The sequence below is a fragment of the Pseudomonas sp. Tri1 genome (genome assembly GCF_017968885.1).
Lineage (GTDB): Bacteria > Pseudomonadota > Gammaproteobacteria > Pseudomonadales > Pseudomonadaceae > Aquipseudomonas.
The window spans coordinates 4,462,217-4,476,720 of record NZ_CP072913.1 but is presented as its reverse complement, the minus strand read 5'-3'; the positions used below and the strand labels follow the sequence as shown (position 1 = coordinate 4,476,720).

The 14,504-nt window shown below is 57.4% G+C and carries 12 protein-coding genes and 1 pseudogene; 5 read left to right on the top strand and 8 right to left on the bottom strand.

What is annotated here, in order from left to right; translation table 11 throughout:
* Nucleotides 1–408: 408 nt before the first annotated feature.
* The 4 genes from J9870_RS19095 (at nucleotide 409) to J9870_RS19080 (ending at nucleotide 5,296) form a co-directional block, all read left to right on the top strand.
* On the top strand, nucleotides 409–1,260 hold the full coding sequence (locus J9870_RS19095) for an IclR family transcriptional regulator (RefSeq protein ID WP_210639516.1): 852 nt from the start codon (nucleotides 409–411) through the stop codon (nucleotides 1,258–1,260).
* A gap of 129 nt (nucleotides 1,261–1,389) precedes the next feature.
* The gene (locus tag J9870_RS19090) at nucleotides 1,390–2,781 is read left to right on the top strand and encodes an MFS transporter (RefSeq protein WP_210639515.1); all 1,392 of its coding nucleotides are present in this window, start codon (nucleotides 1,390–1,392) and stop codon (nucleotides 2,779–2,781) included.
* 134 nt (nucleotides 2,782–2,915) lie between these two features.
* Nucleotides 2,916–3,845 (top strand): dihydrodipicolinate synthase family protein, encoded by a 930-nt coding sequence (locus J9870_RS19085; protein WP_210639514.1) that lies wholly within the window; start codon nucleotides 2,916–2,918, stop codon nucleotides 3,843–3,845.
* Nucleotides 3,846–4,051: 206 nt separating this feature from the next.
* Nucleotides 4,052–5,296 carry an OprD family porin gene (locus J9870_RS19080; RefSeq protein WP_210645338.1) on the top strand — a complete coding sequence of 415 codons (1,245 nt, stop codon included), beginning with the start codon at nucleotides 4,052–4,054 and terminating at the stop codon, nucleotides 5,294–5,296.
* Nucleotides 5,297–5,360: 64 nt separating this feature from the next.
* On the opposite strand, the gene J9870_RS19075 is transcribed toward J9870_RS19080, so the two are convergent.
* On the bottom strand, nucleotides 5,361–7,370 hold the full coding sequence (locus J9870_RS19075) for a DKNYY domain-containing protein (RefSeq protein WP_210639513.1): 2,010 nt from the start codon (nucleotides 7,368–7,370) through the stop codon (nucleotides 5,361–5,363).
* Nucleotides 7,371–7,398: 28 nt separating this feature from the next.
* Here J9870_RS19075 and J9870_RS29575 point away from each other — a divergent pair.
* A pseudogene (locus tag J9870_RS29575) lies at nucleotides 7,399–7,598 on the top strand (type II toxin-antitoxin system ParD family antitoxin).
* A gap of 339 nt (nucleotides 7,599–7,937) precedes the next feature.
* Here the strand turns inward: J9870_RS29575 and J9870_RS19070 are convergent.
* From J9870_RS19070 to J9870_RS19040, 7 genes are read right to left on the bottom strand one after another with little or no spacing between them, the layout of a single operon-like run.
* Nucleotides 7,938–8,201: a hypothetical protein gene (locus J9870_RS19070; RefSeq protein ID WP_210639512.1), complete on the bottom strand. Its 264-nt coding sequence runs from the start codon at nucleotides 8,199–8,201 to the stop codon at nucleotides 7,938–7,940.
* Between the two features lie 60 nt (nucleotides 8,202–8,261).
* Entirely contained in the window at nucleotides 8,262–9,368 is a 1,107-nt protein-coding gene (locus J9870_RS19065; RefSeq protein WP_210639511.1) for a glycosyl transferase, read from the bottom strand.
* A complete protein-coding gene (gene wecB / locus J9870_RS19060) occupies nucleotides 9,365–10,468 on the bottom strand; it encodes a UDP-N-acetylglucosamine 2-epimerase (non-hydrolyzing) (RefSeq protein ID WP_210639510.1) in 1,104 nt (367 codons plus the stop codon). The genes J9870_RS19065 and wecB overlap by 4 nt, the downstream gene beginning before the upstream one ends.
* Entirely contained in the window at nucleotides 10,465–12,051 is a 1,587-nt protein-coding gene (locus tag J9870_RS19055; protein ID WP_210639509.1) for an FAD-dependent oxidoreductase, read from the bottom strand. The genes wecB and J9870_RS19055 overlap by 4 nt, the downstream gene beginning before the upstream one ends.
* Nucleotides 12,041–13,324, bottom strand: coding sequence for an NAD-dependent epimerase/dehydratase family protein (locus tag J9870_RS19050; protein WP_210639508.1), 1,284 nt, complete (start codon nucleotides 13,322–13,324; stop codon nucleotides 12,041–12,043). Before J9870_RS19050 ends, J9870_RS19055 begins: the two co-directional genes overlap by 11 nt.
* A 2-nt stretch (nucleotides 13,325–13,326) precedes the next feature.
* A complete protein-coding gene (locus J9870_RS19045; RefSeq protein WP_246883031.1) occupies nucleotides 13,327–13,701 on the bottom strand; it encodes a GtrA family protein in 375 nt (124 codons plus the stop codon).
* A gap of 29 nt (nucleotides 13,702–13,730) precedes the next feature.
* Nucleotides 13,731–14,417, bottom strand: coding sequence for a methyltransferase domain-containing protein (locus J9870_RS19040; RefSeq protein WP_246883030.1), 687 nt, complete (start codon nucleotides 14,415–14,417; stop codon nucleotides 13,731–13,733).
* Nucleotides 14,418–14,504: the final 87 nt, after the last annotated feature.

Below are 14,504 nucleotides of genomic sequence, written 5' to 3'. Positions count from 1 at the left end.
ACGGTGACGTTCTCCACTATCGATTGCGTTCTAGTGGGCGGGAGGATGAAGGAATGCAGGCAATTCGTTGCCTGCATCTCAGAGTGGGAAAGCAGGGGCCCCTAAATCAGACGTTTTAAGCTCCAGATGAAAAATATTTTTCATCTGGCATTCGAGCGCGTTTGCAAGTGCATCGTGTCAGATCGGTGATTGTTCGGGTCGACGAACGTTCAATTCTCACTTATCGAAAGCGTCCAACTGTCCAGGCCTGAGTGCTGAACGGCGGGGGGCTGTCATCCGATATAGCCAAAAAACATATAAATAATAAAATCTTGTCTCAATAGATATAGGACAAGGCGCTGCCAAAATAATATCCTAATTGAAAGAAAATAATTTCGCAATCCGAAAAAATCAAAAAGAGCGAAAAAAATGATCAAGACTCCAAAACATTCAGAACGCAGCGCCGATTCGATCCAGGGCTGGGATGAAAAGAAGGCCCGAAGTACCGTTCAATCCTTAGCCAAGGGTTTTCGCGTACTGGAGTCGTTTACTGCCGAAAACGATGAATTGACCTTGAGTCAGATCGCCGTAACCGCTGATCTCGATCCCGGTACCACCTTCCGCATGCTCAATACCTTGGTCGATTTGGGGTATGTCTCAAGAATTCCAGAAAGCCGCCGTTTTGCATTGACGCTCAAGGTGCTGGATCTGGGCTTTCATGCCATTGCTCGGACAGACTTGCGCAGCATCGTGCGGCCTATCCTTCGAGGCCTGGTCAGTGAAACCAGTGAAGCTGCCAGCTTTGCCGTCCTGCAGGGCGCCGATGTGCTCTATCTGGAGCGGGTGCGGGCGGGTATCACCCGGTTGGGTGTGGATATCCGTATCGGCACCACGGTGCCTGCAACCCAGACAGCTATCGGCCAGTCGATCCTTGCCTTCCTGCCGGAGCAACAGGTGCAGAAAGTCCAGGAACTCACGCCGACGACGCCATTTATTATGAAGCCACATGCCCTGGAGCGTCCGCTGGCCGAACTGCTCGGGCAAATTCGCGACGATGGCTTCGTCTTGACCGAATCGCTGTTCACCGATGGATTGAGAATTCTCGCGGTCCCCGTGCTGGATATCGACGGATACCCGGTGGGGGCGATCAGTATTGCCGCTCCTTCGGTCCGGTGTACTGCGCAGGAGCTTAAAAGCCGTGCCCTGAGTTCTACCCTGGAAGCCGCCAAGGACATCGGCAAGGCATTGGAGGCCAATGGAAGTATCGGTTCGAACTTCTAAACATTAGTCGTTCACGCGCGGGTTCAAGTTAAAGCCCGTCTATTGCCTCAATGAGTTTCAAGCATTGTGAATATCACAACGCTAGCACCTGCACGCCCCGACAATATTGAAAATAAGAAAGGAAGTGCCATGTTGATGCAGAACCTAGAAACAGAGCCCGGGATTGATGGGCTTAAAAGCCAAGCGAATATAAGTGCGAGACTTGAGCGCTTGCCTATTACCCGGCAAGTCTTCTGGGCCAGGAATATTATTGGTGCCGCCACGTTCTTTGACGGCTATACGGTCATCGCGATTGCCTATGCAATGCCCGTGCTGGCCAAAGAGTGGAATCTGAGCGCGACCCAGATCGGCATGATTCTTTCGTTCGGTTACCTCGGCCAGTTATTCGGAGCCGTGTTTTTCGGCTGGTTGGCGGAACGTATTGGTCGGATGAAAGTACTGACGTTCACCATTCTTCTATTCGTTGCCATGGACGTGGCCTGCCTGTTCGCCTGGAGCGCCGGCTCCATGATCCTATTCCGCTTCCTGCAAGGCATCGGCACGGGAGGCGAGGTGCCGGTCGCCAGCGCTTATGTCAATGAACTGATCGGCTCGAAAAAGCGCGGCAAGTTTTTTCTACTCTATGAAGTCATGTTCCTCCTCGGCTTGGTAGGTGCGGGAATCATTGGTTACCTGCTGGTACCGATCTACGGCTGGAAGGCCATGTTCGCGGTGGGCCTTGTCCCTGCCATGATTTTGATCCCCCTGCGTTTTTTTCTCTTCGAGTCGCCACGTTGGTTGGCCTCCAAAGGCCGACTGCAGGAGGCCGATCGCATTGTGACGCGCCTGGAAAACAGCGTGTTGAAAGCAGGCAAGCAACTTGCGCCCGCTGTAGAAGTGCCACAGATAGAAAAAACCAAAGGTGCCCAAGGTTGGCGTGAACTGTTCCATGGCATGTATTTCAAACGATCCATGGTCATCTGGGCAATGTGGTTTGGTGCCTACATGGTTGCCAATGGTTTGATCACTTGGTTGCCAACGCTTTATCGCCAGCATTTCAATCTGCCTCTGGACACCAGTTTGGCCTATGGTTTCATCACTTCGGGTGCTGGCGTGGTTGCAGCTGTTATCTGTGCCTTGTTAATCGACAAGGTCGGTCGTCGCCGCTGGTATATGGGAGCGCTGTTTCTCGCTGCAATTCCCTTGTCGGTCCTGGCGCTGACTGGTGCGACGTCACCCTTGCAGATCCTGCTCTTGGCCGGCCTTGGGTACGCACTGGTGCAAACCGTTACGTTCTCACTTTATCTTTACTCGGCAGAGCTATATCCCACGCGCCTGCGTGCATTGGGTACCGGACTGGGCAGTGCCTGGTTGCGCTTGGGGTCCGCCACTGGGCCGTTGGTGGTGGGGCTGACAGTATCCAATGTCGGTGCGCATTATGTGTTTGGAATATTCGCAGTGATATTAATCATCACCGGTTGTGTCACTGCATTATTTGCTGTTGAAACCAAGGGGCGAATACTGGAAGAACTTTCCCCTTAATAAATGTTGCGCCGGATCATTGATTAATTAGCTGCACACTTAATTTTCCAATAAACCTCAAGTGATATTTGATTGTATTGCTTGCGTTCCTGCACGCGTCAGTTGCGGACACTTAGTAAACCAGAGGAAATAAAATGAGTACTAAGAACACGATTGATCTAAAAGGCCTGGTACCAGCTCCAGTCACTCCGTTTACCCGTGACGGCAAGGTCGACCATGACGCGATCCAGAAGTTGGGTTCCTGGTTGGGTAGCTTCGATGGCGTCAAGGGCTTGGTGGTGCTGGGGCACGCAGGCGAGGGCACGTTCCTCACCCAAGCCGAGCAAGCCGCGGTGATTCAGAGCTTCAAGGAGTCGGTTGGCGGGCGGATCCCGATCATTGCCGGCATCACAGGGGAAGGCACCCAAGTGGCAGCTGAAGAAGCCCAGCGTGCCGTTGACGCTGGTGCCAGCGCGGGCTTGGTTTATCCCTCTCATGGCTGGCTGCGTTTTGGCTACCAGAAGGGAGCCGCACAGGATCGTTATCGGGCGATTTATGAGCACAGCGGTCTGCCACTGATTCTGTTCCAGTACCCAGATGTGACCAAGGCCACCTATGACCTGGAAACTCAATTGGAAATCGCCAGGCAGCCAGGGGTTTTCGCCATGAAGAACGGCGTGCGTAACATGCGCCGTTGGGACACTGAGATCCCAGTGGTACGTCGTGAGGTTCCGGACCTGCAGATCCTCACCTGCCATGATGAGTACCTGTTGCACACCATGTTCGATGTGGACGGGGCGTTGGTGGGCTACGGCAGTCTGACGCCTGAGCCGTTGATCGAGTTGATCGCCGCCGGCAAGCGCAGGGATTATCCGACCGCTCGCGCCATCCATGACAAATTGCTGCCGGTTACGCGCAACGTCTACCACCGTGGCTCTCACATGGAAGGCACGGTGGCGCTCAAGCATGGCCTGGTGGCGCGGGGCATTCTGGACCACGCCACGGTGCGTTCGCCGTTGCTGCCACTGGCGGAAGGTGCTGATCGCGAGATCGCCGACGCCTTGCGTTCCGCTGGGCTGATCTGACCCGAGGAGGGGCGCTGACAATGCGCCCCTCCTGTTGTGCCTGGCCGAACAGGGTTCCGTGATCTCGGGACCCTTTTGCTCGATTAGCACCTACTGAAATATCCGATCCAACCATCGATCAGCTCCATCCCTTGCGCGATTCGATAAGTCGTTTCCTGGGGGAGAGCAGACCGCGTGTGCCCTTCAATAACAACAACAGGGGAATCATGGTCGTGAAAACAATAACCCTGCGTCTCGCTGGCACTTTATTGTGCGTCGGATTGCTGTCGCCTCGGGTGTTCGCCCAAGGTTTGGTTGATGACAGCAAGGCAACGCTAACCCTCAGAAATTTCTTCTTCGAACGTCATTTCACTGCGCCTGATGCCGTACAGGGCCAGGCACGGGAGTGGACACAGAGTTTTATTTTCGATCTTCGATCCGGCTTTACCTCGGGTACCGTGGGTGTGGGTGCCGACGTATTGGGCAAGTATGCCGTCAAGCTGGACGGTGGGGCGGGACGTTATGGTGCGTTGTTGTTGCCTAAGGATGGTGATGGGGAGCCGGCGGGCAGCTTTGGCCGACTTGGCGTCGCCCTTAAAGCGAAAATTTCCGCCACTGAATTGAAGGTAGGCGAATGGATGCCCAATCTGCCAATTATCACCGCCGACGATTTTCGCGCATTGCCACAAACGTTCGAAGGGACGCAGTTGTCTTCGCAGGATGTGAAGTACTGGACACTTTTCGCCGGGCAATTCAATAAAACCAGCCTGCGTAACGATTCATCCATGGAGGATCTGGCTTTCGGTAGTGCTCATAGCGACGCGTTCAACTATTTGGGGGCCGACTACCGTTCAGCATCTAAAAACACCACATTTCGTCTATGGAGTGGGCAGTTGAAGGATATCTACCAGCAGCACTATGTCGGTCTGAACCAGCGCTGGTCGTTATCCTCGAGCGTCGCATTGAATACTAACCTGGGGTATTTCTGGGGTAAGCACGACGGTGCCGCCAAAGCTGGTCGTTTGGATAATCGCACGGCGTCATTGATGGTTGGCCTGGGCATTGATCAGCACACGTTCAGTCTTGGTTGGCAACAGGTCAGCGGTGAGACTGGCTGGATGAGAGTCTCCGGGACTGGAGGTATCTACCTGGCGAACAATACGTTCAACCATGCCTTCGATAACCCTGGAGAGCGATCCTGGCAACTGCGCTACGACCTGGATTTTGCCGGTTATGGCGTACCGGGATTGTCGCTCATGACCCGTTATGTTCACGGCGACGATGTGAGGTTGCAACGCGTCGAAAATGGGTCGGAGTGGGTGCGGGAGAGTGAGCTTGGGTATGTGATCCAGAGCGGTCGGCTGAAAAATTTGGCCTTGCGTTGGCGTAACTCAAGTGTACGCCGTGGATTCAACAGCCTGGATTACGATGAGAATCGCGTGATCATCAGTTACCCCTTGGGAATTCTTTAGAATCGTTTGCCTTGGCCGCTGGCGCAGAGGCTCGGTATCAGCGCGGGGCACCGGGAGATGATTATCAGCGATGACTGAGCGATTCCCGATACTGCGCTTCGTCAACTTCGGTCAGGGTCGCATAACCGTCGTACTGGTAGATTCGATGCTGGTCACGGGCATAGCGCTCAGTCAGAAATTCGAAGGTGGCCAGGTCGATCCGCTTGGCGCTCAACGGGCGTCGGTGACAGAACAACTTACGCGTGCCCAGCTGCAGGAAATCGGGGTGCGGCACGCGAACCTCGTCGGGATCGAACTGCACATCCAGCGGCTTGCCTTCCGAGAGGATCAGGGTCGGGCTGACAGCATACGTACCGAGCATGCGGGTATTGGAGGGGTGTAGATGTCTTTTCGCCTCACCGTAGTAATACACCGTGTCCCGATCCTTGGCCCAGCCATGCCCGCAGGACTCGAACGTGGCCGCTTGCGCCTTACGAATCGGTTCGGGGGGATGATAGAAGATCCGGTGACAGAACACGGTCTTACCGTCAGTCAGGTAGGGCGCACCCAGTGAGCGGAAATGCTCGGCGGGCTCCTGGGAGAACCGTTCGGGTACTTCAGTTTCGGCGTTATGAAACGGAATCAGATACAAGCCCTGGGCGTCGCCGCACAGGTGAGTGTCGAGCAATTTGAAACTCGCCGCGTCCAGCCCGTTGATCACGCGACCATGGAAATACACTTGGCGGCCCAGCTCGAAACCGAGGCCGATGGCCCGTAAGGGCTGCGTTTCGGTGTGGTGTTGCGATGCTTCAGGCAGGGCTTGCAGACGGTGCCACCAATAGTCCTTCAGCTGTGGATGCGCCTCGAAGTAGGGTGCCCATTGCAGTTGCATGGCCGCATCGATGACGCCGCCAGAGCCCAGCGGGCCATTCTTGTCGCCTGCCAGTACAGGCGAGTAATCCTGGTCATTGCGATAGAGCTGGGTCACCACGAAGCTCTCAACGTCGACATCAAGGCGTTTCTGGCGCCTGTAGACGTGCTGATGATCGCGGTAGTAATCGAATCCCAAGTGGCGAAAGCTCGGGCCATGGGCATCACGCAAACGGGTCCCGGCGGCATAGACGAACGTTTCGTCCACGGCAAAATAGTCATCCTCGCGCTCGCTGGCGCTGACCACACGGCCGCACTCATCGAACACTGGTTGCCAGCACTTGAGCAGGTGGAAATCGCCAACGTAGCGAATGCTCTTGCCGGTCAGGTAATAGGCGCGTTGTCGGTCTTTGGCGTAGCGTTCGTTAAGCACGGTGAAGGTTGCCAGGTCGGCATTGTCGATGCGGTAGAAGTACTCATATGAAATGCTTGAGCCTTGCTGCGCTTGCACGATGATTGACTGCCCATCGGTTCCCCAGCGACGCGCGAGCATCTGGAAGTCGTCCGGGTTGGCGATTGGCAGCGGCGTGCCGTCCTTCTGGTGCAGGGGGTTGAAGCCCTTGTAGACCTGATTGTCGATCACTCGATAGGAAGGGTGATTGCAATAACGTACCCGCTCCGTGGCGTTGGCGATAAATTGCCCATGCAGGAAGATATTCACACCATCGCTGAACAGGGCAGAAGCTGCGGTCAAAGAGGCAGACGACGATACCAGCAGGGCCAGGCTGCCGGGGCGTGCCTGCGGGATTTCAGTGATCGCGTATTCGCCGAACCAATAGGCGCCGGTTTCGTCACGCCAGTACTGGTAGCCGAGGCTTTCCAGGCCTTTGTCGAACCGAAACGGCAGGGCCTGAAGCGCGTGGTAGCCATGGCGCTCCCGGTAGGCTGGAAGCAGGTAGTAATCGCGCAGAGCATCGCGCAAGACCCAAGGGTTGCGTCGATGCCGCCAAGTCGGCTGACCGGCCAGCAAAGGCGAGGGCGGATAGTGCCCAGCGCTGGCACATTGAGCTAACGCGTCAGGTCGTGCGCCTTCGGGGTTGAGCATGATGTACACATCAGGCACTTGCCCATCGCCCAGCAGCACACCGTCCATGAACGCGAAACCTAGATGCCATTCAAGCTGCAGCGGCTCCCAGTCAGCAATAGCCGTGTCTAAGTCTGTCATGTCATTGCGACCTGAACGTCTGATGGTGGTGACTACCCTGAGCATCACCCTGCCAGACGCTCTCAAATTCTTTATTACAGTACCCGTAGTGAATATGCACGGGAACTGATTCGCAACGATCAGAATCGGCAGCACCTGCGTAGCCTGGTATTGGCTGGGGCGGAGTCAGCTCCCGCTGTTCCAGTGAATGGCGACTACTTTGAGTCCTTCCGAGCCAAAGAAGGGTAAGGATGAGGTCCGCGAATTTACATAGCCAAGCCCCCACTGAGCCTGTGGCAGCCGTGTAGGAGCTAACGAGTGCAACGAGGTTGCGATCTTTTGAATCCCAAGCGAAAGATCAAAAGATCGCAGGCTTCGCCAGCGCCTACAGAGCCAAGCCAATGGCCGCCGCTGCCGCGCTTAGAAAATGAACTTGAACAGCGCGATCACCACGATCAGGCCAATCAGGAAAATGATACCTACGGTGCCGCCAAGGAATTTCAACATAAGAACGCTCTCATCGGATGGGCTTAATCGTCTAGACCGCTACCGATAACGCTCGTTTCGTTGAATATTCATTCGTGGTGATCAATGAACCGCAAAGGACCTTGGCACTGGCACATGCTCGAATTTTGAGATGGTCTTGATCCAGTAGCGCCGATAGTCCGTCTGGTCCGGCGCCAAGGGTTTGTGGGTTGACCATGGATGCTCTGCCTTCAGGCTTGCGCGGTAAGCCTCCCATTCTTTCTGCTCGGCCACTTCCCTGGCTTTGGCCCTGTCATCGAACCAACCCAGGACGTACGCTTCGCCCTGATCCGTGCCGTGTGCAATCAGCAAATAAATCTCTGTCATGACTGACCTACCGTTCTGTCCAGCGTCCCAGTCGCGGGGGCTTATCCTGGGTATCGGCCGTTATTTGCCATTTTTGAGATTTATCGCAGAAAAACGCTGCGTCCAAAGGTGTGCCTCACGAAATTGATGAACTGTCGAACAATCACTTTGACTGGCGAGCGCTTCAACGGTGGTTTTACGCAGATCGGTGCCTTCATCCACGATCCAGACGCCCGGTTCCCGGTCGCGCAAGGCCATTTCACCGAAGCGGGTGGAGATGACGGGCAGGCCGAGGGCGCGGTACTCGTAATACTTGATCGGGTCCACCGAGGCGGTCAGGCGGTTGAGCTTGAACGGGATCAAACCCACGGAAAACGTTGCCATGGCCTCAATTGCCTTAGCGTGGGGACACTCGGGGAGCAACTCGATGTTGGCAGGCAGTGCGCAAGGCGGCGGTGTGAAGAGGGGGCCGATCAGGCGGATCCGGTTTCCAGGATTAGCGTGCGCCAGCGCGATGACCAGGTCCCAATCGAACCAACGTCCCAGCGTGCCGACGTAGCCGAGTACCCGTTGCTTGGCACCCAGGTCCAGGTTTTCGACTGGCGCCAGTTCGTGCATGTCGCAGGCATTGAGGGCCAGTTCTACTTGGTCGGTCATGCCCAGGAGTCTGTCGCAAAGGGGGGTGGAGGACGCCAGTACTTTGGATACCCGTCGAATGAGCTGCGCCTGGCGACGCTCCATGGACCTGCGGGACAGGCCCTGATAAAAGGCCGGGAAATCATCCATCGCATCGTAGACGGCATGGCTTTGCGGGATCAGCGCCAGCAGCTGCAAGGCCAGTTCGGAAGGCTTGCCGACACACATCATGCACGGGCTGCCGGCGGAAAATGCCGCAGCCTGTTTGAACAGGTTGCGCCACAGTCGCTTGAGGAGCATTGCCGAGCCTGGAATGGGCTCGATGGGTAAGCTCTGAGGTTTGCAGACCTGCAACCAAGGGGGAACGGTGGCGTTTTGCTGGTCGGCAACAGGCGGCTTGCGCCTGAAATCGTTCAGCGTGGGTAGGCGCGTAGGGTACGGATCGATCCAGAGTACCGGCGCCCCCGTCTGGTTGTGATACCAGTTGACGAAGTGATGGGGGCGCTGGCTGAAGCTGGCCCATGGCATGGGGGACAGGTAGATCATTCTCATGGCTGGAAATACTGCCGTAAAACGTCGACGATGCGCGCTGCGGCCTTGCCGTCGCCGTAGGGGGAAATCCCACGTGCCATGCCCTGATAAGCCTGCGGGTCATCGAGCAGACGCTGTGCCCGTTCGACGATGGCGTCCCGGTTGGCGCCGACCAGCTTGACCACGCCGAGGTGGACCGCCTCCGGGCGTTCGGTTTCCTCGCGCAGAACCAGCACGGGTTTGCCCAGGGCCGGGGCTTCTTCCTGCACGCCCCCGGAGTCGCTGATGATCAGGTACGAGCGCTTCATTGCCGCGATAAACGGAGCGTAATCCAGTGGCGCGCAGAGGATGATGTTCGGGGTCTGGCCGAGCAATTGATGCGCGACATCCTTGACGTTCGGATTGGGGTGTACGGGGTAAAGTATCTGGATGTCCGGGTTTCGTTCGGCCAGGCGCTTGAGTGCATGGCAGATATTCTGGAAGGGTTCGCCGAAGTTTTCCCGACGATGGGAGGTCACCAGCACCAGGCGCTTGTTGGCGTCCAGTTGGATGGCCAGGGCTGAGTCTTGTGCGGCAGTCATCAGCAAGGCATCGATCACGGTATTGCCAGTCAGGGTGATATCGGTGGCGGCGACACCCTCGCGCAGCAGGTTATCCACCGCGTGCTGGGTGGGTGCGAAATGCCAGCGAGTCAGCTTGCTGACGATCACCCGGTTGGCTTCTTCGGGGAATGGATTGTAGAGGTCTCCGGTACGCAGGCCCGCTTCGACATGGCCAAAGGGAATCCGTAGGTAGAAACACGCCAGTGCAGCACTCATGGCCGTGGTCGTGTCGCCTTGAGCCAGTACGACATCCGGTCTCTCGGCTTGCAGTACGCCGTCGAGTTCAAGCAGCAGGCGTGAGGTCAGTGCCGTCAATGACTGGTTGGGGCGCATGATATCCAGGTCCAGGTCAGCGGTGATTGCGAAACCTTCAAGCACCTGGTCCAGCAGGCCTCGGTGCTGGGCGGTGGCGAGCACCCGGCAAACGATATGTTTTTCGGCCTGGAGCGCCTTGATCACGGGCGCCATCTTGATGGCCTCCGGACGCGTACCGACGATGCAGAGTACCTTGCGGGTCATGCCTTGTGATTTCCTATCATTGTGACGAGTGAACGTGCTATCCGGTCCGCGTTGGCCATGATGGTCAGCGTGTGGGATTTCTCGGTAAGGCTGGGCAGACAGGCACCGTCGACAATATGCACACCGCAAAGGCCTGCGACTTCGCCAAGGCGGTCGGTCTGCCCGATCCTGGGCGTCGAGTGCATGGGCAGGGTGGCCGCATAATGGATATCCGCCCCCGGTCTGCCGATGGTGAAACTCGTGGGCATCAACAGCGCGCCCATTCTCCAGTAGATTCGACGCAGCTTTATCTCGGCGGTCTTCATGAGTCCGGGGAGCTCGGGATGCACGTGGCCGTTGATGCTCAACGATCCGTCGGGACGCAAGACCGCCGTGTTGTTGGACAGGTGGCCGGGAAGGAAGATATTTCCCACGAGGCAAGCGCTGAGCAGGTTTTTCAGCAGTTCGATGCTGTAGCGTTTGCTCATGGGGACCCGGCTGACAAACTCGGCCATCGGCAAGCCTGTGGTGCTGAACGTCGAACCGAAAGCCGTTGCGTTGGACGTCAGCGCCAGGGCGAACGATAGCTGGCCCAGGCCAAATGTCGGCGCCCTTGGGGTCCCGAGCATTCTCGGCAGCCATAACAGGAAGGCTGCCGTCGGCGATGACAGCAGCGGTACTGGGGCGCAATGGTTCAGGCCCTTGAGGGCGAGCCTGGTCGAGGCCAGGGTGCCCGCTGCCAGCAGCAGGCGCGTGGCACAGAAGCGGCGGGCGGAGCGCTGATCGGTGACCGCCCAGGCACCGTCCTGTTGCTGCAGATCTTCCACCAAAAAGTCCTGGACGTGCTGGAACCCAGGGTATTGCTTGAGTTTTTGCAGCTCTTGCGACGCGCTATACAGCGCCTGGTTCTGACAGCCCCACAAGCAGTTTCCAGACAGGTCGCAGGCCTTGCGCTCGTCCAGGGGCTGGCTCAGGACAGCCACCCTGGAGCGGCCAAGGCGAAACCCTGGTTCGGGAAAGCTCGGGTGGCGCTGGGTATACTGATCGAGCAGGCGTTGATGCAGTGTGTCCAGTGGCAGGGGCGGTTGCGACCACTCATCGAGGCCGAAGTAGCTTGAGAGGTCGTCATCGATCCGGCCACTGATACCGATCCGGCGAGCGACCGTTTCGTAGGACGCCAGCATCTCGGGATAATCGACAGGCAGCCCGGTAAAGTCGCTGGCGCCGAGCGTCGCCACGCCGCAACCCCAGGCATTGGAGAGGCCACCGGTTGCCAGAGAGCCTATGCCGACAAAGTTGTCGGTCTCGATGCGATTGCGGGCGCTGAACCCCTCGAAGACATGGGCATGGGTCGGCGTTTTCAGCTTGGGCGATACCGCGTCCAGTTGGTTCAAGGCATGGAAGTTTTCGCCGATCATCCATTTCCACTGATGCTCGTCGTTTGCCCTGGCGCTGAGAAATGGACGCGTCGGCGGCGTCGCCGAGCCTGCATCGGCCTGGGCATCGACCATGAGGACTTTCAGGCCCGCCTTGACCAGCGGATAGGCCGCCGAAGTGCCGGCCGGGCCACTGCCGACAATGATCACATCGAATTCAGGCTTCACGGTGGGCTTCACTTCCAAGCAACAGCTGACGGGTAAAGGGGCGGCCTAACAGAGCCGCTATCTGCCACATCAGCGCCTTGACCGAGGTGAGTCCCAGTGCAATCAGCGTGGCGAAAAGGCTGCACGGTCGTTGGGCTGCGAGAAACACCTGCGCGCCCTGGGGACTGGCTTCGGCGATACCGAGTGCAACTTGAAGGCGCCAGGACAGTTCCCGGCCCTCGGGCTGGTGCAGGACACCGGGATTGTCCAGGAGTGTCAGGAGGATCGGCCAGCGCATCATCACGCGGGAATGGATGATGGGGCGGTTTTTATCCGCCCGCTCCAATGCCCGGGCGTAGCGCCTGACCAGGCTTCTTTGCGGCGGGCGTTTGAGCAGGTAGTTCAAGAGGATCGCGGCTTCTTGAAGAAGTCCTCGACGTTGCCCATGGCCGGAGCGATGCATGCCGTGGGCAAGGGGACGCAACTGGATACCGAGTTTTTGCAGGGAACGCGCGCTGTCCATGGGCGGTAGGTGGATGAGGGAAAAAAACCGTTCCAGGCCCAGTTTGGAGCTCAAGGATTGTCCGAGTGACAGGCGCAATAGCCTAAGCAATGCCACCGGCAGAGGGATTGGCAGGCGAGTGGCACGAACCCGGTGTACCGCAATCGACTTCAGGAAGCGACCAAAGGCAATCGGCTGCACGGCGCCCAGATTGAGGATCTCGGCGTGAATGTCGTCCCGCTCGACGATGGCTAAGATCGAGGCCGCGAGATCGTCGACATGAATGGGTTGCACGCAAGGCGCTGGCATGATGATCGGAATAAACGGGCTTCGGCGAACCAGCCCTGTTAGCAAACCAAAGAGCCCGCGTTCGGGGCCGCCATACACTTGGCCGGGACGGACCACGATCCCGCCGGCGGCCAGTACCTCTTGCTCGATACGCCATTTTGTCCGGCCATAAGCGCTAGAGGCCGTGGCGTCGGCAGTCTGGCTGGAGACGAAGATAAACCTGGCCGAGCCTTGTTGGGCGCAACGGATCAATGCCTGGGCCGCCTTTACTTCGTCGTCTGCGCCGGTGTGAACACCTGTCGATGTGTCGGCGGCCAAATGGATCAGTGCCTGCGTGCCGGTCGGGCACTCGGGGGCTGGGCCTCGCAGGTCATAAGGAAGCCAGGCATAGGGGGCGGGACACGGTTGGCGCGTGGCGCAAATGACCTCGTGTCCGCTTGCCGTCGCGAGGGCTGACAAGCGTTGTCCGATGTAACCTGTCGCGCCGGTAATCAGTAGCGTCATCGTCATGCGCCTTCGGTACGGTCAGCGGGAGCAGGCGGGCGCGTATCGGATCGAAACACGAACAGCTTGCTGATCCAGTAAGTCAGCACCACGCAGGCCACATCGGAGACAAATTTCACCGGGGCAGGGCTATTGACGAAATACAGTCCCGCGCTCAATAGCGCCGAAGCGAGCGGAATATTGATGGCAAGCAACGAGAAGTAGCGCACCGCTTGAGCCTTGCTGCTGCGGTGACTCGACTGGAATGTGAAGTGCCGATGCAAAAAGAACGCGAACACACCAGCGACGCCTTTGCCGGCAATATTGGCCAGTACGGGGTGATCCTGGAATAGCGTCATCAATAGCACAAAGGTACCCATGTCCAACGCATAAGCCATGAGCTGGATGGCGCCGTACCTGATAAAGGTCAAGACTTCCTCCGGATGACCACGATGTGATGCAGTGCCAATACCTTTCTCAACGGATACAGCAGCTTTTCAACGACCTTGAGCACAGGAATCAGCACATCAGGCAACAACTGGCGAAAGTTCAAGCCGCCGGAAATCAGGTAGCGCAGATAATTGCCGCAGATTTCCTGGTGGACGATTTCCAAGCCTGGGTGCTTGCGCTCGAACGTCTGCCTGTCGCGAACGAAGACGATGTAGCTGAGGGCCTGGTTGGCGCCGTTCATAGGGCCGGTCGATGGTGTTTCCCAGGATGGGAAGTGCATGTCGAAGCCTTCGGACTTGAACAGACGCTTATAGAGAAAAGCGGCAAAGGGGCCGTGGAAGGGTTCGATCAAAATGGCACCGCCGCCGGTCTTGAGTGTTCTTTCCAGCTCTGTGAAGAACCGATCGGGATGAGGGAAGTGGTGAAAACAGTTCTGGCCATAAAAGGCCCTGACCGAGTGATCATCCAGGCTCATTGCCTCGGCATTGAGTGCCATGTCCAGTTTCTCGGTAGCGACAATGTCCGTAGCCAATACTTCAGGGTACGAATTACGCATGGGCGCGATGCCCGCCCCCAACTCCACCTCAAGACCCTCGACCTTGAAGTAGCGGTCTGCCAGGCGATGAAACGCGTAGTGGAACTCGACGAATACTTCCTGAAGCATTCGCTTGCGTTCAAGCACTTTGCCATGAAGTTCGAGGCGTTCAGTGCCATCGACATCCAAAGTCTTGAGCGAGGGGTCCGATAAAAA